Origin of the sequence: Streptomyces sp. NPDC059373 (assembly GCF_042751495.1) — a bacterium.
GTDB lineage: Bacteria > Actinomycetota > Actinomycetes > Streptomycetales > Streptomycetaceae > Actinacidiphila.
Window position 1 is genome coordinate 139223 of record NZ_JBHYXC010000001.1, and the last position, 20738, is coordinate 159960.

Genomic DNA, 20738 nt, shown 5'->3' on the forward strand with positions numbered 1-20738 from the left:
CCGCCACGAAGGAGGAGCCATGCCCAGCACGCGCCCGGCAGGACTGCCCGGCACCATCCGTCACTGGATCGGCGGCGAAGCCACCGACAGCGCCGACGGCCGCACCTTCGACGTGTCCGATCCCGCCTCGAACACCGTGTACGCCCAGGCCTCGGCGGGCGGCCGCCCGGACGTAGACCGGGCGGTGGCCGCCGCCAAGGCCGCGTTCCCCGCCTGGTCCGGGCTGTCGAACCGGGCCCGGGCCACCACACTGCACCGCATCGCGGACCAGGTGGAGGCCTGCCACGAGCAGCTGGCGCAGTTCGAGTCGTACGACTCCGGGCTGCCGATCACCCAGGCGCGGGGCCAGGCCCGGCGCGCCGCCGAGAACTTCCGCTACTTCGCGGACGTGATCGTGGCGCTCGGCGAGGAGGCCTTCCGTCAGGGCGAGGAGCAGTTCAGCTATGTGGTGCGCGCCCCGGTCGGCGTCGCCGGGCTGATCACACCGTGGAACACGCCGTTCATGCTGGAGAGTTGGAAGCTCGCCCCGGCGCTGGCCGCGGGCTGCACCCTGGTGCTCAAGCCGGCCGAGTGGACGCCGCTGTCGGCCGGGCTGTGGCCACAGATCCTCACCGCCGCGGGGCTCCCGGCCGGAGTGGTCAACGTCGTGCACGGCATCGGTGAGGAGGCCGGCCAGGCGCTGGTCGACCACCCCGGCGTGCCGCTGATCTCCTTCACCGGCTCCACCGACACCGGCCGGCACATCGTCCGCAGCTCCGCCCAGCACCTGAAGAGCACCTCGATGGAACTGGGCGGCAAGTCCCCGGCGATCGTGTTCGCCGACGCGGATCTGGAAGCCGCCCTGGACTCGGTGGTCTTCGGGGTCTTCTCCCTCAACGGCGAGCGTTGCACGGCCGGTTCGCGGGTGCTGGTGGAATGGCCGGTGTACGAGGAGTTCACCCGCCGGCTGGCCGAGCGCGCCGAGCGGGTGAAGGTCGGCGCGCCGTCCGATCCGGCGACCGAGGTCGGCGCCCTGGTCCACCCCGAGCACTACGCCCGGGTCCTGCACTACGTGGAGACCGGCACCAAGGAGGCCCGCCTCGCCGCCGGCGGACGGCGCCCGGAGCACCTACCGGAGGGCAACTACCTCCAGCCGACCGTCTTCGCCGACGTCTCCCGGGACGCCCGGATCTTCCAGGAGGAGATCTTCGGCCCGGTCGTCGCGGTCGCCCCCTTCGACGACGAGGCACAGGCGGTCGCGCTGGCCAACGCCACGCAGTACGGGCTCGCCGCGTACATCTGGACGTCCGACCTGAAACGCGGTCACCGCATCGCGCACGCCGTCGAGTCCGGCATGGTGTGGATCAACTCCCACAACGTACGTGACCTGCGGACCCCCTTCGGCGGCGTCAAGGCCAGCGGTCTCGGCCGGGAGGGCGGCGCCCACAGCATCGACTTCTACACCGAGGCGAAGATCGTGCACGTGGCGCTGGGAGAGGTGCACACCCCGCGGTTCGGGACGGGAGACCCCGTATGAACACCGGCATGAACCCCGGCACCGCACCCGACGTCGTCCGTTCCGCCTACGCCCAGCTCGTGGTCACCGACCTCGCCAGAGCCCGGTGGTTCTGGGTGGACATGCTCGGCTTCCACGTGCAGTACGAGGACGCCGGGAGTCTCTGTCTGCGCGGCACGGACGAGCTGACCCACCACTCACTCGTACTGCGCCAGGGCGAGGTCGCCGCACTCGACCACCTCGCCTACCGCGTCCGCACCCCCGCGGACGTCGACAAGGCCGAGCGGTACTTCACCCGCCTCGGCTGCCCGGTGCGCCGCGTCCCGAAGGGCGCGGGCACCCAGGGCGTCGGCGACGCCGTACGGGTCGTCGACCCGCTGGGTTTCCCGGTGGAGTTCTTCCACGACATCGAGCACGCGGAACGGCTCATCCAGCGCTACGACCTGCACCGCGGCGCCGAGGTCGCGCGCCTGGACCACTTCAACATCTGCACCCCCGACATACCGGCCGCGTACGCCCACTACACCGCGCTCGGCTTCGGCTGCTCGGAGACGATCGAAGGCGACGAGCACGAGCTGTACGCCGCCTGGATGTACCGCAAACAGACCGTCCACGACGTGGCCTTCACCGGTGGCGCCGGGCCGCGCCTGCACCACGTGGGTGTGGCCACGCACGAGTCCCACCACGTGCTGCGCACGGCGGACATCTTCGGCGCGCTCCGCCAGGAGCACCACATCGAGCGCGGCCCCGGCCGCCACGGTGTCTCCAACGCCTTCTACCTCTACCTGCGTGACCCCGACGGGCACCGCGTCGAGATCTACACCTCCGACTACTACACCGGCGACCCCGACCACGAGACGTACCGCTGGAACGTCCACGACGACCGCCGCCGCGACTTCTGGGGAAGCGCGGTGATCGAGTCCTGGTACAAGGAGGCCAGCCCGGTCCTCGGCCTCGACGGAACGCCGCAGCCGGTCACCGACACGCTGCTCGACGAGTCCGCCGTCCACGTCGGTGCGGACGGGCTGGGCTGAGCACCGGCCGGCCGGGTATGACCGGGCCGGGGGGGGGTGGGGGGGGCGGGGGGGGTCCGGCGTGGGGGCCGGGGGGGGGGGGGGGGGGCCGGTCTGCCCCCGCGCGCGCGGTGTAGCCCGGGGCGGCCCCCGGGCCTCCCGCCCCCCCACGGCCCACTTCCTTGCGCGCTGCCTGTCAGCCGCCGTCGGCGGTGAAGCCGGCGCTCTCGATGGCGTACACGGCGCACGCCTCGTCGTTGTCGGGGTGATCTCCGCTGATCCCCACCGCGCCGATGACGCGGCCCTCGCCGTCACGGACCAGTACGCCGCCGGGCACCGGAGCGATACGTCCGCCGGAGATGGCGCTCAGGGCCTCGAAGAAGGCCGGTGCCGTGGCGGCCCGCTTCGCCAGATTACGGCCTCCGGCGCCCATGCCCAGTGCTCCCCACGCCTTGGCCTGGGCGATGTCCGGGCGCAGAATTCCGCTGTCGTCCTCTCGCTTGAGCGCGAGCAGATGACCGCCCGCATCGAGGACGGCGACGGTCAGCGGGTCGCACTCCAGGGCGCGTCCGTGTTCCAGCGCGCTGTCGACCATCCGCGACGCGTCCTTGAGCAGAAGAACTTCCATGGTTCCGTTCCTTGGGATGGTGACCGGCAGCAGTGCGCACGGCACCGCGTGCGGCGGTACCGTGCGCAACCCGATCGGGCGGTTGAAGGGTGTCAGGCCGCCTGCGACTCCGGCAGCTTGTGCCCCGGGATCTCCTCCAGGTCGTACTCCTCGGATTCCTCCGTCGGTACGACGACCGGCGGCAGGCCGACGAGGAACAGCTCGAGGGGCTCCGAGGCGGTCAGCCGCAGTTCTTCACCGGCGTCGGCCTGAATGGCCGTCATGCCGGCGACGGGCGAGCCGTCGCAGCTGCCGGTGCCGGACGTCACGAAGGCCAGCCGGCGCGCCCTGTCGTCCACGGACGCCCACTCGGCGTGCTCGCGCAGCCGGACCATCTCGATCCAGACGCCGCGCTCGGAGAACGCGCCCATGTACTTGTGGTCGACGCCCCTGGCGTTCTCGACGGGAAGCCAGTTGAACCGCTTCGTGTCGGCCACCTGGACGTTCTTGTAGCGGGGCCTGGGGTACTTGAGCCGCTCGCCGAAGACGTGTTCCCAGATGGTGTTCAGGCCCCACTGGACCTTCCCGTCCGGGCGGTGGTAGTACGGGCCGACGAACTTGCCCCCGGCCGCGAGCAGTTCGTCCCATGCCTGGCGGCGCTGTTCGATGCTCATGAACCCGTAGCCGGAGGCGCCGCCGAACTGCAGGACCAGCGAGATGCGGTCCCGGTCCGGTGTCGCCAGGTCCTCCTGGGGACCGTAGGAGAGGCCCTCGGGGAAGTAGCCGACCTGCCCTTCCTCGAGGTCGATGCCGCGCCCGATGCTCATCGGCCCCCGGACCGGGAACCGGATCTGGTCGAAGTTGTGCCGGTGGCGGGGCATCGAGAAGTCGCCGACCTGCTTGCCGAGGATCAGCATGAAGTTGTCGGGGGAGTCCGGCTCGCCCTTGAGCATGTGCTGGAACCAGATCGCGCCGGTGGGGTGATCCATCTTCCAGTTGGTGTCGTCGAAGGGAACGATCTTCATTGGATTCTCCTTACGATCAGGCCAGACTGGCCGCGTCCTTGACGGAAGCGCTGACGGCGGCGGAAGCCGCGGCGCGCTGCTTGAGCCGGCTGAACCCGAACAGGACCAGTGCGGCGCAGAGGGAGACGCCTCCTGCGAGGAGGAAGAGGGAGGAGGTGGCGAGCCCTGCGGCGATCAGCCACCCGCCGACCACCGGGCCGGTGATACCGCCGAGCCGTCCCCAGCCCATGGACCAGCCGACGCCGGTGGCGCGCTCTGGCGTGTTGTAGTAGTGGGCGACCAGGGGGATCGTGCACATCTGCGCGCCCACGCTGAGCAGGCCGGCGACGAAGGTGACGACGAGCAGCATGGTGTCGGACGTCGCGGCCCAGCCGATGAGCCCCACGGCGACGGCGCCCAGGGTGTAGGCGGCGCCGATCACGACGGCCGGGCGGCGCCGGTCCGCGATCCGGCCGATCACCAGGCACCCGAGCACGCCGCCGAGATTCAGGGTGGACACGGCGAGCAGGCCGCTCTTCGCCCCTGCTGCGACCGCGACGCTGGGCAGCCAGGTGACCAGGAAGTACGTCATGAGCAGGGTGAGGAACATCGCGGCCCACAGCAGGACCGTGCCGGGGCCGTTGCCCTGCGTGAACAGGGCCGCCACGGGAGACCGGGTCGTTCCGGGACCTTCTCCCGGCGTCCCGGCGCTGCCGGCCGGGATCCCCAGCTGCTCCAGGGTCTTCGCCGCGGCCACGCTGTCGCCGCGTGCGGCCAGGAACCGGGCGGACTCGGGCAGCTTGAACACCAGCAGCGGCAGCAGCACCAGCGGTGCGACCCCGCCGACGTAGAAGACGCTCCCCCAGCCCTGGGCGGGGATCAGCCAGTTCGCCACGACACCGCCGACCACCGCGCCCATCGGGAAGCCGCAGAACATCAACCCCACGATCGTCGCCCGGGACTTCGCAGGCGCGTACTCCGAGGCGAGCGAGATGATGCCGGGCAGGGCGGCGCCGAGACCGATTCCGGTGAAGAACCGAACGGTTTCCAGGGCGCCGACCGAGCTGACGGACGGAGTCACGAGGGTGACGACGCCGAACACCAGGACTCCGAAGGTCACCAGCGGCTTGCGGCCTATGCGGTCGCCGATCATTCCGGCCACCGAGGCCCCGATCAGTCCGCCGAACAGTCCGATGCCGAACACGGTGCCGAACCCCGAGGGCTGCAGGTGCAGGACGGGCCCCAGGGCGGGGGCCGCCAGGGAGATCGACTGGGTGTCGAACCCGTCGAGCAGTGCGACCGTCGCGCACAACAGAATGACGGTCAGGGTGGAGCGCGACATGCGTCCTGCGTTGAGAACCGAATCGACGTCGAGTCTCTGCCTGGTACTCATGGATCATCTCTTTTCTGTTCCGATGAATCCGGCTCAATTCGTTGGTGCTCATGGCGCCGCGGCGCCTTCGTGAATGCGGTGTTCCGGGCCTTGCCGTTCGGTCACTGCCGCTGGGTGGCCACCCGTGTGTTCAGAAGCGATGCGATCAGCTGTGAATAGAGCGGGTCCGAGGACTTGATCTCCTCGGCGCGTGGCGAGGAATTGACCAGTTCGAGTGCGCGCGCGTGGTAGGTCCTGACCATGTCGGCCGCACGTGCGCCGTCCCGGGCCTCAAGGGCTTCCACGACGGCAATACGCTGCGGGTGGAGAGAGCCCGCGATGCGCTGCCAGTCGGCGAGCTTGGGGCCGCCGGACATCTCGAAAGCCAGCTCCACCTGGATGTCGGCGAAGAATCTGCACAGCGCCGCGAGGAGCGCGCTGTGGGAGATCTCGGAAAGCCGGCGGATGAACTGCCTGAGATCGGCCGCGGCCCGCTCCACACTGTCGATGACCACCAGTTTCTCGGCAGCCGCTCGGAGCGAGGCGATCTCCTCGTCGGAGGCGCTGCGAGCGGCCAGCTCCACCGCGTGCGCGTTCAACACCCCGAGGAGACCGAGGACTTCGGCCGCGCCGACGCCCTTCAACTGGATCACCGAGGCGATCGACACCGCGATCATGGCGTCGGCCGAAGCGGTGACGAACGACCCGCTGCCGTGCCGGACGCTGACCAGTCCCATGGCCGTCAGGGCACGCACCGCCTCGCGCACCGTGGCACCGCTGACCCCGTACTGGTCGGCGAGGTCCCGTTCCGCCGGAAGGCGCGATCCGTCGGGCAGCGCTCCGCGAAGAATTTGATTCCGCAGGTCCTCGAAGATGCGGTCGGCGACTCGGCCGCGTTCGAACCTGTGAAATGACTGTGTTTTGTTTCCGTCATTCGTCATGGAACGCATCCTCGGCAGACGATCGGTAATGGCGCCCCGTCGAAGGTAAAGCGGCATTCGACAAGGGGATGTGCCGTGCGGGGTACCGGCGCGATCGGCCGGTTTATGTGTCGGGGTGTTCTCAGTCTCGTAACGTGGCTGTAGCCTAGGTCACTAGGTGACTTAGGGTCAAGGCTCCGGACGGCGTCCCCTTCCGGCTGGCCCAGAACGTCTCGCCGGCTCCTGTGAAAGGACGATTTGACCCATGACTCCCGACGCGCACACCTCCCTGACCTGCGGATCCGCGTATCACGGCGTGGGGGTTCTGCTGACTGGCTTCGGCGACGCCATCGACGGCCGACGCCCGGAGGACGTCGCGGGCATGTTCACCGCCGACTGCGCCTTCGTCCCACCGACCGGCGAAGTCATTCGCGGCCGGGAAGCGGTCGAGACGTTCTACCGGGCACGGTTCGCGGACGCCCGGCGCCAGACCTGTCACCAGTGGGCCAACCTTCAGGTGCTTCCCGACAGCGAGAGCGGCGCCGACGTCCAAGCCGTCATGACGACGTACGCATTCGAGCCCGCGGTGTCCGAATCCCACGCCCAACTGCGGGTGGGCAAGGTCCTCGGCCGGTGCGAGAGGGGCGACGACGGCGTCTGGCGCTTCGCCGAGCACCGGTTCGAGATGGCGTTTCCGCTCAGCATTCCGCTGCGGGCCTGATCCGGCTCCTCCGTCCCGATCCGTACGTCCGTACTTCCCGAAAGGAACCGCCATGCGCTCCGTGCGAGATGCCTCGTTCGATGTCCTGCGTTCCCACGGTCTGACCACGTTGTTCGCCAATCCCGGCTCGACCGAGGTGTCCCTGCTCGCGGACCTGCCCGACGATCTGGAATTCGTCCTCGCCCTGCACGAGGGGTCGGTGGTCGGCGCCGCGACCGGCTGGGCGATCGCACGCCAGGCGCCCGCACTGGTCCTGCTGCACACCACCGCCGGGCTGGGAAACGCGGTCGGCGCGCTCGCCACCGCACGGGAGAACAGGGCGCCGCTGGTGGTGCTGGTCGGGCAGCAGGACCGCCGGCACCTCGCCCATGAGCCGTTCCTGACAGGGCGCCTGGAGGGGCTCGCGGGCGACTACCCGGTACGGGTCGAGACGCCCGCGCGGGCCCAGGACGTACCCGGGGCGATCGGCCGTGCGGCACACGCGGCGGTCACCGCACGGGGGCCGGCGGTGGTCGTCGTACCGATGGACGACTGGGCCCAGCCGGCCGAGGAACTGCCCGTCGCCGCGCCCGCGGTGCTGCTGCGGGCCGGCGGCGCCGACGCACCCTCCGTGGCGAAGGTCGCCGACCTGCTGACGGCCGCCGTCTCCCCCGCCCTGGTCGTCGGCGCCGGGGCGGACCACCCGGCGACCTGGCAGGCGCTGACCGAGCTGGCAGAGCAGCTCGGATCCCCGGTGTGGCAGGAGTCGTTCGGGGCCCGGGCCGGCTTCCCCCAGGACCATCCGAACTTCGCCGGGCACCTCCCCAGCGACCGCACCCGGCTGCGGGAGACCCTCGCTCCCCACGACCTCGTACTGGTCGTAGGGGCGCCCGTACTGCGCCAATACCCGTACGCGTCCGGCCCCTTGGCGCACGGGACGACCCGCCTGGTGCTGGTGACGGACGACCCCGGCGAAGCCCAACGGGCCCCCGCCGAGCTGGCCGTCCTCACTCCCCTGCCCGCCTTCTGCGCCGAGCTGGCCCGCGCCGTGCCTCCCCGGCCCAGCGCACCGCCCCAGGCGCACTCCCGCAGGGCGGCACCCGAACCGCCGCGCGAGGGACGGCCGTTGCGTGCCGCGCACGTCCTCGCCGCGCTCGCCGACCGGTTGCCGCCGGACACCGTGGTCGTCGAGGAAACCCCCTCCAGCCGGCCCGACCTGCACGCGCTGCTGCCGGCCCGCCGCCCGCTCGGCTTCCTCAGCGCGGCCATGGGCGGACTCGGCTTCGCCATGCCCGCCGCGGTCGGGGTGCGCATGGCCGCGCCCGACCGGCCGGTGGTGGCCGTCGTCGGTGACGGCTCCTCGCTCTACCAGATCCAGGCCCTGTGGACAGCCGCGCACTACGGCGTCGGAGTCCTCTTCGTCGTCCTGGCCAACGGCCGCTACGCGGTCATGGACCGGCTCGCCGAACACCACGGCGGCAAACCGCCCTGGCCCGCCTTCGAAGAGGTCAGCGTCTCCGGCATGGCCACAGCCCTCGGCTGCCCCGCCCGCCGCGTCACCGACCACGCCGGCCTGCTCCACGAACTCGACGCGACCCTGCCCACCCTGGCAGCGCTCACCCGTCCCCTCCTGCTGGAAGTGTCCGTGGAACCCGACCCGACCTTCGCCCCGTAACCCGCCGGTGCGGCGCCTCAGGCCGAGGCCAGAGGCTGCTCGTGCAGGAGCTTGCCGACGGCCTTGCTGGTGGATTCGTAGCGGTGGTCGTTGCCGAGTTCGCCGGTGATCCGGTAGTCGCGCATAACCATGATCCGGTCGGCGAGGGTGATCATCTCCGGCAGGTCGGAGGAGATCAGCAGGATGGCCAGTCCTCCTGTGGCGAGTCCGACGATGAGTTCGTGGAAGGCGGCCTTGGTGCGCACATCGATGCCGACGGTGGGTTCGTCGATGACGAGGATGTCGCAGTCGGCGGCGAGCCACTTGGCCAGGCTGAGCTTCTGCTGGTTGCCGCCGGAGAGCTGGCCGGCGAGTTGGCCGGGGCCGGACAGGCGTATGCCGAGCCGTTCCTGGTAGGTGTCCAGGAGTCGCCTCTCGTCACGGTCGCGGACCAGGCCGGCCCGGGCGAGACGGTTCCAGACGGTGACGGCGATGTTGCGGGCGACGGGCTGTTGGAGGAAGACGCCTTCCTCCTTACGGTTCTCGGTGACGTAGCCGATGCGGTACCGGTGCAGAGCCTGGCCGACGCTGCCGATACGGGCGGGTCGGCCATGGACCTGGACGCTGCCGGAAGTGATCGTGTCGAGGCCGAGGACGGCACGGGCCAGTTCGCTGCGGCCTGCCCCTACCAGCCCGTACAGGCCCAGGATTTCGCCGGGCCGCACCGCGAGGGATATCTCGCGGTGTCCGGCCGCGGTGCTGACGCGGTCCAGTTCGAGGGAGGGCGTGGCGTCGGGCGCGACAGGCGTGCGGTCGAGTTCGAGCGTCGCGTGGGCGCGGCCGACCATCAGGTCGACGATCTGAGCCCGGGTGTAGTCGGCCAGCGGGCGTGCCTCGACGACGCTGCGGCCGTCGCGCAGGACGGTGACGGTGTCCGCGATGGCGAAGACCTCTTCGAGTTTGTGACTGACCAGGACGACGGCGCGGCCCTGATCGCGAAGGCGGCGGATCACGGCGAACAGGTGGTCGGCCTCGTCGGAGGTCAGGGAGGCCGTCGGCTCGTCCAGCAGCAGGACGCGGCTGTCGGTGGCCAGGGCCTTGGTGATCTCCACGAGCTGCATCTGCGCGACCGACAGCGACGAGACCGGGCGGTCGACGTCGAGGTGCACGTCGAGTTGTTCCAGACAGCGGCGGGCCAGGGCGCGCATGGCGGGGCGGTCGATGAGGCCGCGGCGCTGGGGGGAGGCCTGCAGCGTGATGTTCTCCGCGACGGAGAAGGCCGGAATGAGGTTGCGTTCCTGGTGGACGACGCCGATACCGGCCTGCTGTGCGTCCTGCGGCCTGGAGAAACGGACCTCTTCGGCGTCGGTGTCGTTGCCGGGCACATCGACAGGGACAGGGCCAGGGATGAGGATGCGTCCGCCGTCCGGACGCAGCACGCCGGTCATGACCTTGATGAGAGTGCTCTTGCCGGCGCCGTTCTCGCCGAGCAGGGCGTGCACACTGCCGGGCTCCAGACGCAGGGTGGCGCCGTCGAGAGCCCGTACGCCGGGGAAGGTCTTGACGAGACGATCCGCGAGATAGGTCACGTGGTGCCTCCCGGCTTGGCGTGGCGCAGTTGGGTGAGCAGGACGGCGCCGAGGACGACGGCGCCCACGATCAGGTCCACCCAGTCGGGGTTGATGGAGTACTGGGCCTGCGCGACGTCGACCAGACGGATGATGAGCGCCGCCAGACAGGTGCCGAGGACGCTCACCACCCCGCCGGCCAGGGCGACGCCGCCGATGATCGGGGCGGCGAAGCTGGGCAGCAGCAGGTCGTCGCCGACGGTGGCGTTCACTGATCCGGACAGGGCCACGACGATGACGCCCGCCACTCCGGCCAGGAGTCCGGACATGAGGTGGGCGACCACCAGGGAGCGATCGTTGGAAATCCCGGAAAGCCGGGCGGCCAGCGGGTTCCCGCCGCTGGCCAGCAGTTGGCGGCCGACGGTGACGTTGCGGAAGAACCAGGCCACGGCGACGGCGACGGCAACGGCGACGAGGAACACGATCGGGACGCCGAGCAGCGAGCCCTGGCCGAGGGAGACCAACCCGTGGGAGTAGCCCTGATAGGTGGCGGTGCCGTGCACGCCGTAACGCAGGCCGTCGATGATGGTCATGGTGGCCAGCGTCACGATGAATCCGTTGATGCGCGTGACGACCACGAGCAGACCGTTGACCAGGCCGATGGCGGCGCCCGTGAGGATCGCCCCGGTCACCGCGAGCCAGGCCGGCAGGCCTGCGGTGACCATCAGCCAGGCGCAGACCACCGCGCAGAACCCGGTCAGCACGCCGACGCTCAGATTCATCTGGCCGACGCTCAGGACGGCCATCTGGGACAGGCCGATCACCATGGGCACGGCCAGGAACTGGAAGATGGCGGTGAGAGTGTCGCCGGAGACGACCGAGCCGTGCGTGGTGACGGCCAGCACGACGTAACCGGCCACAGCCAGGACGACCAGGGTGAACTCGGTGCCCCGGACCGCGTCCTGCCGGCGCCGGCGCCGGCGGGTGCTGGACGTCGGATCGGATTCGGTGATCTGCTGAGTGGTCATGTTCTGCCTCCTCGCCGTTCGGCGATGACGTGCCGGACTCGGTCGAGTGAGAGCGCGGCGAGCAGCACGAGCCCGATGAAGATCTTGAACTTGTCGACCTGGAACTGCAACAGAGTCAGGCCGGTCTGGATGACCTCGGTCAGTGCGGCGCCGAGGACGGTGCCGAAGATGCTGACGGCGCCGCCGGCCAGCAGCGTGCCGCCCAGGACGGGACCCAGGAAGGAGGGGAGCAGGAACTGGCTGCCGATGTCGGCGGAGAACGCGCCGTTGTTGATGGCCAACAGGAAGCCGGCCAGGGCAGCCAGTACGCCGGACAGGGCATGGGCCTGGACGATGCGGCGTGCGGTGGGGATGCCGGACAGCTGCGCCGCCTTCGGGTTGGACCCTGTCATCAGGATCTCCCGGCCCAGACGGGCGTAACGGAACAGCAGGCCGACGGCAAGGGCGGCGACGACGGCGATCGGCACGATCAGCGGGACCGGAGGGCCGCAGACGTTGCCGGTGCAGTAGTCGCTGAAGGTGTCGTTGCGCAGGGAGTCCATGCCGGCCGGGTGGACGTGGAAGGCCACACCGTCCCCGACGCCGCTGTAGAGCAGGGAGACCAGGCCGACCAGGCCGAAGTCCAGGGCGAGGGTGACGACGAAGGAGTTGACGCCGGTTGCCTGGATGGTCCAGCCCGCCGCGGCGCCGACCGCGGCACCGACGACCATGCCGACGAGCAGTCCCACGGGCAGCGGCAGGGACAGCTTGTCGTAGCACCAGCCCATCGCGAAGGCGGAGACGGCGGCGATCCGGCCGACGGCGAGGTTCATGTGGCCCAGCGACAGGACCGACAGCTGGGCCAGCCCGACGACGACGAAGACGCTCAGGTCGGCCTGCATCGGTACGAGGGTCAGGTCGGTGTTGAGGAACGCCGGTCGCAGCGAGGCGAACACCACGACCAGGACGGCGATCACGACGATCAGACCGATCCGCGGATTGGCCCAGAACGGCAGCGCGCGGGCCGGCACCGGCGCGGGATCGAGGCCCACCGCGTCGTCGACGGCCGGGGCGGGCGAGGAACGGCTCATCGTCATGCCTTTCTCAGGGCGTCGATGGCGTCGCGGTCCCAGTCGATCCCCAGGCCCGGGCTGCCGGGTGCCTGTGCGGCTCCGTTCCGGGACAGCAGGGGGCTGCGGGTGATCGCGGTCAGTTGCGGGATGTACTCCACGTACAGGCTGTTGGGCACCGCTGCGGCGAGGCTGACGTGGAGTTCCATCAGGAAGTGCGGGCAGACGGCGACGTTGTGGGCGTCCGCGAGGTGGGCGACCTTCAACCAGGGGGTGATGCCGCCGATGCGGGCGACGTCGGGCTGGACGATGCCGGCCGCGCCCTGGCGGAGGTACTGGGCGAACTGGCCGATGGAGTACAGGGATTCGCCGACCGCGATCGGGATACTGGTGGAGCGGGCGAGGTGCGCGTGTCCGGCGACGTCGTCGGCGGGCAGCGGCTCCTCCAGCCACAGCAGGTTGACCGGCTCCAGCAGCCGGGCCCGGCGTACGGCTTCCGCGGCGGTCATGGACTGGTTGGCGTCCACCATCAGGTCGACGCCGGGACCCACTGCCGTACGCACTGCGGCCAGCCGTTCGGCGTCCTCGGTCGCAGACGGCTTCCCTATCTTGATCTTGATGCCGCGGCGGCCCTGCTCGACCGCGCTCCTGGCGCCGGCGACGAGTTCGTCGGTGGACAGGTGCAGCCAGCCGACTTCGGTGTCGTAGAGCGGGACGTGCTCCCGCGCGCCGCCGGCCAGCAGCCACAGTGGGAGGCCGGTCTGCTTGCCGCGCAGGTCCCACAAGGCGGTGTCGACCGCGGCCAGCGCCAGGGAGGTGATCGCGCCGACCGCGGTGGCCCGGGTGGCGGAGAACAGGTCCTGCCAGATCGCCTCGATGCGACGGGCGTCCTGGCCCGGCAAGCGGGGCAGGAGGTAGTCCCGCAGCAATGCCAGGACCGCACTGCCACCGGTGCCGATGGTGTAGGAGTAGCCGATGCCCTCGGCACCGTCGGCCGTGGTGATCTCCACGAAGACGGTCTCCTGTTTCAGGAACGACTGCACGGCGTCGCTGCGCACCGCCTCGACGGGCAGGTCGACGAGGTATGCCTCTGCGCGGGTGATGCTGGCCAAGGGTGCTCCTCGGTGCGGCGGGGCCTGTGCCTGCCCCGCCGCCCCTGGTCGAGGTGTTACGAGCAGGACAGGTACTTCGCGTCGAAGTCCTTCTTCAGCTGGGCCGTCTCCGCCTGCCGGGTGGTGTCGTACGAGGTGACGTTGCCGCTGTTGACCACGAAGGAGCCGGAGTCGACGTCCAGGCCGGGGGTCCGCATGGTGCAGCCGCCGGCGAGCTTCATCAGCGCGTACGAGCCGACATAGGCCTGGCCGACGGGGTTCTGCACCACGGAGGCGGTCACCGAGCCGTCCTTGATGTCGGCCAGGACCGTCGGGTCGTCGTCGATCGCGACGACCTTGATCGGCAGCTTCGCCTTCTTCACCTCCGCGGCCGACGCCACGGCCGGGTTGTAGGCGGTGTTGACGATGCCGTTGATCGTCGATCCCTTGGCGGCCAGCAGGTCCGCGACGGCCTTCTGGGCGGTCTGCAGATCGGTGTCGATGTCGGTGACGGTCTGCACGAGCGTGACCTTGCCCCCGGACTCTTCGACCGCCTTCTGCACCCCGGCCTCGCGGCGGGAGGTGTTGGAGTCGGTCTTGTTGCCGGTCAGGTGGACCAGGTTTCCGTGGCCGCCCATCGCGGCGATGGCGGCCTTCGCCGCCTTGTAGGCGGCGTCCTCGACGTTGGTGGCCAGGCAGAAGTCGGCCTTGTCGGTGGTCCCCGCGGGGCAGGAGCCGAGTGAGGCGGCGTGGAAGCCCTGCCGCTGGAGGTCGCCGAAGGTGGAGTTGATGTTGTCCGGGGAGACACCGAACACGCCGAAGGCGTTGTAGCCGTGCGCGGCCAGGGACTTCAGGAGCGAGTTCTGCGTGGTCTGGTCCCAGCCGGAGGTCTCGTTGAAGGTGACCTGGCCCAGGGAGAAGTCGGTCTTCGCCTTCTGCAGGGCGGCCTTCCACGGCTGGAAGTACGGGTGCGGGCCGCCGGGCACCAGCGCGATCTGGACCTTGGAGGGGGCCAGGCTACTGGTGGCGGAGGAACTGGCGTCGGACTTCTTCGCGCATCCGGCCGCGGCGACCACCAGGGTGAGCACCCCGGCGGTCAACGCGAGACTGCGGCGGGTGGGAATCGAGCGCATGACTTACCTCTCTGTAAGTCCTAAGGACGCGCGTGAGCTGCGGCCTTGGCGGTTCAGTCTCGGGGTTCGGTGGTTTCGACGTAGGGCTGCAGCTCGGCCGGGTAGTCCAGGCCGGCGGGCAGCGCGATGCCGGGGCCGACGGGCGCGTGGACGAATCCCTCGCTGTCGATCTCGGGCTTCCTGCGCACCTCGGTGCTGGTGATCAGCGACTCGTAGAAGGTGGTGTTCGAGATCGCCATCGACAGGTGCCGGCTGGGGATCTCGTCGCCCAGCACTTCGGCGCGCAGCCGGAAGGAGTCGGCGAGGTGTGCGGTGCGCATCGCTCCGGTGATGCCACCGCGGGTCGAGGCACTTGCCCGTACCCCGAAGGTGGCCGCTCCGGCCGCGATGAAGTCGGCGGAGTTCATGTGGGCGCCGTCCGATGTCTCGGCGACCAGCAGGGGGATGTCGACGGCGCGGGCGAGTCGGGCGTACGCGGTCACGCTGAACTCCCGCATCGGCTCCTCGTACCAGAGGAACCCGGCGTCGTGCAGAGCGCGGCCGAGGTGGATCGCGTCGGGCAGGTCGAAGCCGGCCGACCCGTCGTACATCAGCGGGATCGCGTCGCCGACGTGTTCGCGCAGGCGCCTGCCGAGTTCGGCGTCGGCGCGGGCGTCGCCGAACGCGTGCAGTTTGACGGCCTGGTAGCCCAGTTCCAGGCAGGCGGTGGCGACGTCCAGGAACTCGGGGATGTCGCGGAAGGTGACGGTGGAGGCGTAGGCGGGGATCTTGGTGCGGAAGCCGCCGAGCAGCTGCCATACGGGCTGGTCGTGGACACGTCCGGCCAGGTCCCACAGCGCGGTGTCGACCAGGCCGAGCACGGGCAGCGGGAACTCCTCGGTGCGGTCCAGTTCCCACACCCGGTGCCAGAGCAGCTCGCGCTGCAGCGGGTCCTTGCCGACCAGTTCGGTGCGCAGCACCCGCTCGACGATGTCCTCGACCGCCGAGGCCATCCCCGGGCGGGTCGCGAGGGCGACGCCGGTGGCCCCGTCGTCGGTGCCGATGCGCAGCACCGCCGCCTCGCCGTCCGGGGACGACCCCAGCAGTCCCTTGCGCCATACGAACGGCGGCCGGGCGCCGGGCAGGGGGATGCGAAAACTCTCGACATGCGTGATCTGCACGTGGGGACCTCTTGTCGCCGATGGGCCGAGCAAGCGGACGCAACGTAATTCGTAATACGAATGTCGTCAAGGGGTCGCGTCGACTATGCTCCGCGACCAGGACCTAACGGGAGAACGGATGCCATGAGCGCTGTGCGGCCAGACGAACAGCCTTCGGACGAGCCCGCCCCCGCACTCCCGTCCTGGCCGCGCCGGCCGAAACGCCTTGCCACCGCGGTGGTTGAGGATCTGGTCGACCGGATCGTGGGACGCGAGCTGCCCGAGGGAAGCGCGCTGCCCATCGAGCCGGTGCTGTGCGAGATGTTCGCCGTCAGCCGCACGGTGATCCGTGAGGCCGTCAAGTCGCTGGAGGCGATGCGGCTGGTCAAGGCCCAGCAGGGGCACGGAACCCGAGTCCGCAGCTCGGACGAGTGGGACCTGCTCAATCCCGTGGTGCTCGCCGCGAGCGTCCGGCATGACGCGGAGCTGGCGATCCTGGAGGACATGGTCGCCACGCGGCGCGCCCTGGAGGCACAGATGGCCGGCCAGGCCGCCGACCGTGCCGACCCCCAGCAACTGCGGCGCATCGAGGCGGCGTTCGCCCTGCTGGTCGCCGAGGAGTCCGACCCCGCCAGGTTCCTGCGCGCCGACCTGGAGTTCCACGACACGATCATGGTCGCGTCCGGCAACCGGCTCGGCCGCGCGGTGGTGCGCACCATCAACGCCGAGGCGTTCCGCAGTCTTCGCTACATCGGCGAGACCACCCTCAAGGACTGCCAGGACTCCAACGCCGAGCACCGCCGCATCCACGAACGACTGCAGGCCGGCGACGCCGAAGGCGCAGCCCAGGCGATGAACGACCACATCCAGCGCTCCTGGCTGCACCGCCGCCCCGCCCCGGCGGACACCGCGCCGCACCCCGGGCCGCACGGCGGCAAGCCCGCCTGACGTACGGCAAAGGCGTCGGCCCCTCAATCGGGCCGACGCCCTTGGCGCATGTGTGTCGTGGCGCCTTTGAGCCACGGCTTGGCGTTCCGCGGCTCATGCGCCGGACGGTAGGACCGTCGCATGATTCATTTCGCACTTCGCCACCACCGTGGCGGGAAGACCCTTGCCGCGACGGTTGCCGCCGCATGCGTCGCGTTGGTGACCGGACCGGTCGGCCCCGCGGCAGCCGGCACCGCTGCCCCGCCCCCGCCTGCCGGGAAGACCGCGGACGCCGTCACACACACCGTCACCCTGATCACCGGCGACGTCGTCCGGGTCCTGGACACCGGCAGCGGAAAGCAGGCTGTCGATGTTCAACGCCCCCGGGGCGCCCTGGGCGGAGTACGCACCGAGACCATCGGCAAGGACCTCTACGTCTATCCCGATGAGGCCATGCCCTACCTGACGGCCGGGAAGCTCGACCGCAGGCTCTTCGATGTCACGTCGCTGATCGAGCAGGGATACGACGACCAGCACAGCGACGGCATCCCGCTGATCGTGTCGTACGGGTCCGCCGCCAAGACCACGCCCTCGGCGCGCGTGACGCCCAAGGGCGCCACGAAGGTACGGTCGCTGCCCAGCATCAACGCCGCTTCCGTCAACGCCGCCAAGAAGCACGTCAGGCAGACCTGGAAGGCAGTCGTCCCGGCAGCCGCCGCCGGGTCTCCTTCACCGGCCACGGCGTCGGCCCCGCCGTCCGGCGGCTCCGCCCTCCGGGACGGCTTCTCGAAGATCTGGCTCGACGGGAAGGTGCGCGCCCAACTGGAGCAGAGCACAGGCCAGATCGGAGCTCCGGCCGCCTGGGCGGCCGGCTACGACGGCAAGGGCGTCAAGGTCGCGGTGCTCGACACCGGCGTCGACCTCAACCACCCCGACCTGGCCGGCCGGGTCAGCCAGGCGGTCAGCTTCGTACCGGGCGAGACCAGCGCCGACGGGAACGGCCACGGCACCCACACCACCTCCACGGTCGGCGGAAGCGGCGCCGCCTCGGACGGGGCGGAGAAGGGCGTCGCGCCCGGCGCCGACCTGCTCATGGGCAAGGTCCTGGCCGACGAGGGCTACGGCGACGACTCCTGGGTCATCGCCGGTATGGAGTGGGCGGTGGCCCAGGGGGCCAAGGTCATCAGCATGAGCCTCAGCGACTCCTACCCCAGCGACGGCACCGACCCGATGAGCCAGGCGGTGAACCAGCTCAGCGAGAAGAGCGGCGCGCTGTTCGTCATCGCCGCGGGCAACACCGGCACCGAGGCGTCCATGGGCTCTCCGAGCACGGCCGACGCGGCACTGACCGTCGCCGCCGTCGACGCCAACGACGAGCTGGCGAACTTCTCCACCCTGGGACCGCGCTTCGGCGACTACTCCCTCAAGCCGGACATCGCCGCCCCCGGGGTGGACATCCTCGCCGCCAAGGCCGGCGGCACCAAGGAGACCGGCTGGTACCAGACGATGAGCGGCACCTCGATGGCGACGCCGCACGTCGCAGGTGCGGCCGCCATCCTCGCCCAGGAGCACCCGGACTGGCACGCCCAGCAGCTCAAGGACGCGCTGATGAGCACGTCCGAGCCGCTGTCCCAGTACAGCGCCCACCAGGTCGGCGCGGGCCGGACCGACATCGCGTCCTCGCTCGGCGCCACCGTCACCGCCACCGGCTCCGCCTACTTCGGCTACGACGCCTGGCCGCACAGCAGCACAGCGCCCGTCGACCGCGCGGTGACCTACCGCAACTCCGGCAGCAGCGCGGTCACGTTGGGCCTCTCCGTCTCCGCGACCGTGGCCGGCGGCCCGTACGACGTGGACCCGGGCGCCGACGCGGGCCGGCCCGCCCCGGCCGGCATGTTCTCGCTGTCCGCCGATTCCGTCACGGTGCCGGCGCACGGCACCGCCACGGTCACCGCGACCGCGAAGCCGGCCCTCGGCGCCAACGGGCGCCGCTACCTCGGCCAGATCACCGCGAGCGACGCCGCACACGCGGTGCGGGCCCGCACCCAGGTCGGCCTGTACAAGGAGGAGGAGCGCCACACCCTGCACATCGTCCTCAAGGACCGCTCCGGCAGGCCCGTGTCGGGCTATCTCGAGCTGCAGAAGTTCGGCGAGGCCGATCCCTACATCATCCCCGTGGACGAGTCGGGCACGGTCGACGCGCGCCTGCGCGCGGGCACGTACAGCGCATCCACGTTCGTCGACGTCGCCGGCAGCCACGGCCCGGACTCGACCGGCCTGGCGCTGCTCGGTGACCCCCAGATCGCCCTCGACCACGACCAGGACCTCGTCCTGGACGCCCGCAAGGCACACGAGGCCACCGCCACGGTCCCACGCAGGACCGAGGACCGGCTGATGTACCTGAACTGGTACCGGTCGGACGGCGCGGACAGCACCGTCGCGATCCAGTACCTGCTGCCGTCGACGTACGACAGCATGTTCGTGCTGCCCACCGAGAAGGTGACCAAGGGCAGCTTCGAGTACGAGTCCCGGTGGCGCAAGGCACAGCCGCTGCTGACCCTCACCGCCGACGGCAAGCCGGTCTCCGCGCTGCTCCAGGTCGCGAGCGCGTTCTACGACGGCAGGCACAAGCTCGACACCGTCTACGCCGGGGCGGGCACCCCCGCCGACTACAGGGGACTGCACGCCCAGGGCAAAGCGGTCCTCGTAACCCGCTCGGACGCGGTCACCGGTACCCAGCGGGCCGAGGCCGCCGAGGCCGCGGGCGCGGCACTACTGCTCGTCGTCAACGACGGTGACGGCAAGCTCCTGGAGTGGGTGGGCACGGACGAGGGTGCGAACGCCACTGTTCCGGTCTTCTCCCTGACCGCCCGGGCCGGTGCGCCGCTGATCGCCGACGCCAAGCGCGGCCGCCTGCGGCTGAACGCGGTGGGCGTACCGAACTCTCCGTACGTCTACGACCTGACCGACCCGCACGCGGACCGCATTCCGTCGGACCTGTCGTACCGGCCCAGGCCCAAGGACCTCGCCATCGTGCAGATGCGCTTCCACGGCGACACCTCCTGGGAGAGCGGCGAGTTCCGCTGGGACTACCGGCCCTACCGCTCCTACGCGTTCGGCCTCCTGCAGCGCATGGACATGCCCGGCACGCGTACCGACTACGTCTCCGCGCAGCCGGGCACGACCTGGGCGGAGGACTCCCTCACCGGACCGCATCAGGAACTGGAGTCGCGTTCGGGCATCGAGACCTACAAGCCGGGCACCGAGGTGACCCGTAACTGGTTCGCTCCGGTCGCACACCCGCGCAACGGCAGCGGCTTCTGGTGGTCCGAGCGTCAGGAAGGCTTCATTTCCTTCAACATCCAGCCCTGGACGGACAGCGGTGTGGATCACGGCGGCTACATGCTGGACGACCAGAACACCACGAAGCTGAAGATCTACCAGGACGGCAAGCTGATCAAGACGTCGGACTGGGCGATGGCATCGCTGTACCCGGTTCCGACCGTGCCGTCGACCTACACCCTCGACCTGGCGGCGAGCCGCGACCCGGCGACCTACCGGCTGTCGCCCCGCACCCACTCCGTGTGGACGGTCAGGTCGGCCCCCGTCGACGACCCGGCCCGCATCGACCGGATGGCGCTGATGCAGCTCGACTACCAGGTCGACACCGACCTCGCCGGCAACGCCCGGGGCGGCCGCCAGCGGATCGGGCTGTCCGCCGCCCACCTACCGGATGCGGCCGGCGCGGGAAGGATCGCCGGTTCCACCCTCGCGGTGTCGTACGACGACGGGGCCACCTGGCACCGGGTGTCCCTGACCAAGGCGGCCGGCGGGGGCTGGACAGCCGGGTTCACCGCCCCTGACCACGGCTACGTCTCGCTGAAGGCGACAGCATGGGACACCGCGGGCAACAGCATCTCCCAGGAGATAACCCGCGCCTACGGCCTGAAGGGTTCCGGCCGTGGTTCCCAGTAGCGCCGACGGCGTGACCTGACGCTGTCCGACGGACGATCGGCGACGGGGCGGCCCTGGGTTTCG

16 protein-coding genes are annotated in these 20738 nt (G+C 70.5%); 6 read left to right on the plus strand and 10 right to left on the minus strand.

The genetic code is table 11. The annotated features are described in order from the left end of the window. Positions 1-19: 19 nt before the first annotated feature. Both hpaE and hpaD read left to right on the plus strand, forming a co-directional pair. Complete coding sequence (gene hpaE / locus ACFXJ5_RS00645; protein ID WP_384624878.1) at positions 20-1516, plus strand: 5-carboxymethyl-2-hydroxymuconate semialdehyde dehydrogenase; 1497 nt, start codon at positions 20-22, stop codon at positions 1514-1516. After that, complete coding sequence (hpaD, locus tag ACFXJ5_RS00650) at positions 1513-2529, plus strand: 3,4-dihydroxyphenylacetate 2,3-dioxygenase (RefSeq protein ID WP_384624881.1); 1017 nt, start codon at positions 1513-1515, stop codon at positions 2527-2529. Before hpaE ends, hpaD begins: the two co-directional genes overlap by 4 nt. 175 nt (positions 2530-2704) lie before the next feature. Here hpaD and ACFXJ5_RS00655 read toward each other — a convergent pair whose 3' ends face one another. The 4 genes from ACFXJ5_RS00655 to ACFXJ5_RS00670 form a co-directional block, all read right to left on the minus strand. Then, positions 2705-3136, minus strand: coding sequence for a heme-binding protein (locus tag ACFXJ5_RS00655; protein ID WP_384624885.1), 432 nt, complete (start codon positions 3134-3136; stop codon positions 2705-2707). Between the two features lie 92 nt (positions 3137-3228). Beyond that, on the minus strand, positions 3229-4140 hold the full coding sequence (locus ACFXJ5_RS00660; RefSeq protein WP_384624888.1) for a hypothetical protein: 912 nt from the start codon (positions 4138-4140) through the stop codon (positions 3229-3231). 16 nt (positions 4141-4156) lie between these two features. Then, entirely contained in the window at positions 4157-5512 is a 1356-nt protein-coding gene (locus ACFXJ5_RS00665) for an MFS transporter (protein ID WP_384624891.1), read from the minus strand. A gap of 101 nt (positions 5513-5613) precedes the next feature. Further along, positions 5614-6432: a FadR/GntR family transcriptional regulator gene (locus ACFXJ5_RS00670; protein ID WP_384624894.1), complete on the minus strand. Its 819-nt coding sequence runs from the start codon at positions 6430-6432 to the stop codon at positions 5614-5616. A gap of 244 nt (positions 6433-6676) precedes the next feature. Between ACFXJ5_RS00670 and ACFXJ5_RS00675 the strand changes: the two genes are divergently transcribed. Both ACFXJ5_RS00675 and ACFXJ5_RS00680 read left to right on the plus strand, forming a co-directional pair. After that, on the plus strand, positions 6677-7132 hold the full coding sequence (locus ACFXJ5_RS00675; protein WP_384624897.1) for a nuclear transport factor 2 family protein: 456 nt from the start codon (positions 6677-6679) through the stop codon (positions 7130-7132). Between the two features lie 52 nt (positions 7133-7184). Beyond that, positions 7185-8786 carry a thiamine pyrophosphate-dependent enzyme gene (locus tag ACFXJ5_RS00680; protein ID WP_384624900.1) on the plus strand — a complete coding sequence of 534 codons (1602 nt, stop codon included), beginning with the start codon at positions 7185-7187 and terminating at the stop codon, positions 8784-8786. Positions 8787-8803: 17 nt separating this feature from the next. Here ACFXJ5_RS00680 and ACFXJ5_RS00685 read toward each other — a convergent pair whose 3' ends face one another. From ACFXJ5_RS00685 to ACFXJ5_RS00710, 6 genes are read right to left on the minus strand one after another with little or no spacing between them, the layout of a single operon-like run. After that, entirely contained in the window at positions 8804-10354 is a 1551-nt protein-coding gene (locus tag ACFXJ5_RS00685) for a sugar ABC transporter ATP-binding protein (RefSeq protein WP_384624903.1), read from the minus strand. Next, entirely contained in the window at positions 10351-11361 is a 1011-nt protein-coding gene (locus ACFXJ5_RS00690) for an ABC transporter permease (RefSeq protein WP_384624905.1), read from the minus strand. Before ACFXJ5_RS00690 ends, ACFXJ5_RS00685 begins: the two co-directional genes overlap by 4 nt. Then, positions 11358-12437, minus strand: a complete 1080-nt coding sequence (locus ACFXJ5_RS00695; protein ID WP_384624908.1) for an ABC transporter permease — start codon at positions 12435-12437, stop codon at positions 11358-11360. Before ACFXJ5_RS00695 ends, ACFXJ5_RS00690 begins: the two co-directional genes overlap by 4 nt. Further along, a complete protein-coding gene (locus ACFXJ5_RS00700) occupies positions 12434-13522 on the minus strand; it encodes a mandelate racemase/muconate lactonizing enzyme family protein (RefSeq protein WP_384624911.1) in 1089 nt (362 codons plus the stop codon). Before ACFXJ5_RS00700 ends, ACFXJ5_RS00695 begins: the two co-directional genes overlap by 4 nt. 56 nt (positions 13523-13578) lie before the next feature. Further along, positions 13579-14634, minus strand: a complete 1056-nt coding sequence (locus ACFXJ5_RS00705; protein ID WP_384624914.1) for a sugar ABC transporter substrate-binding protein — start codon at positions 14632-14634, stop codon at positions 13579-13581. Between the two features lie 53 nt (positions 14635-14687). Further along, positions 14688-15794, minus strand: a complete 1107-nt coding sequence (locus ACFXJ5_RS00710; RefSeq protein ID WP_384624917.1) for an enolase C-terminal domain-like protein — start codon at positions 15792-15794, stop codon at positions 14688-14690. Between the two features lie 123 nt (positions 15795-15917). On the opposite strand from ACFXJ5_RS00710, the gene ACFXJ5_RS00715 reads away from it, so the two are divergent. Together ACFXJ5_RS00715 and ACFXJ5_RS00720 are read left to right on the plus strand one after the other, a co-directional pair. Next, a complete protein-coding gene (locus tag ACFXJ5_RS00715) occupies positions 15918-16721 on the plus strand; it encodes a FadR/GntR family transcriptional regulator (RefSeq protein WP_384624920.1) in 804 nt (267 codons plus the stop codon). 120 nt (positions 16722-16841) lie between these two features. After that, a complete protein-coding gene (locus ACFXJ5_RS00720) occupies positions 16842-20675 on the plus strand; it encodes a S8 family serine peptidase (RefSeq protein WP_384624923.1) in 3834 nt (1277 codons plus the stop codon). Positions 20676-20738 lie beyond the last annotated feature (63 nt).

Coding starts and splice junctions, on each gene's coding strand:
- ACFXJ5_RS00690 (WP_384624905.1), bottom strand. CDS start 11,361: ATGACCACTCAGCAGATCACCGAATCCGATCCGACGTCCAGCACCCGC.
- ACFXJ5_RS00660 (WP_384624888.1), bottom strand. CDS start 4,140: ATGAAGATCGTTCCCTTCGACGACACCAACTGGAAGATGGATCACCCC.
- ACFXJ5_RS00655 (WP_384624885.1), bottom strand. CDS start 3,136: ATGGAAGTTCTTCTGCTCAAGGACGCGTCGCGGATGGTCGACAGCGCG.
- hpaD (WP_384624881.1), top strand. CDS start 1,513: ATGAACACCGGCATGAACCCCGGCACCGCACCCGACGTCGTCCGTTCC.
- hpaE (WP_384624878.1), top strand. CDS start 20: ATGCCCAGCACGCGCCCGGCAGGACTGCCCGGCACCATCCGTCACTGG.
- ACFXJ5_RS00680 (WP_384624900.1), top strand. CDS start 7,185: ATGCGCTCCGTGCGAGATGCCTCGTTCGATGTCCTGCGTTCCCACGGT.
- ACFXJ5_RS00715 (WP_384624920.1), top strand. CDS start 15,918: ATGAGCGCTGTGCGGCCAGACGAACAGCCTTCGGACGAGCCCGCCCCC.
- ACFXJ5_RS00675 (WP_384624897.1), top strand. CDS start 6,677: ATGACTCCCGACGCGCACACCTCCCTGACCTGCGGATCCGCGTATCAC.
- ACFXJ5_RS00720 (WP_384624923.1), top strand. CDS start 16,842: ATGATTCATTTCGCACTTCGCCACCACCGTGGCGGGAAGACCCTTGCC.
- ACFXJ5_RS00705 (WP_384624914.1), bottom strand. CDS start 14,634: ATGCGCTCGATTCCCACCCGCCGCAGTCTCGCGTTGACCGCCGGGGTG.
- ACFXJ5_RS00665 (WP_384624891.1), bottom strand. CDS start 5,512: ATGAGTACCAGGCAGAGACTCGACGTCGATTCGGTTCTCAACGCAGGA.
- ACFXJ5_RS00670 (WP_384624894.1), bottom strand. CDS start 6,432: ATGACGAATGACGGAAACAAAACACAGTCATTTCACAGGTTCGAACGC.
- ACFXJ5_RS00695 (WP_384624908.1), bottom strand. CDS start 12,437: ATGACGATGAGCCGTTCCTCGCCCGCCCCGGCCGTCGACGACGCGGTG.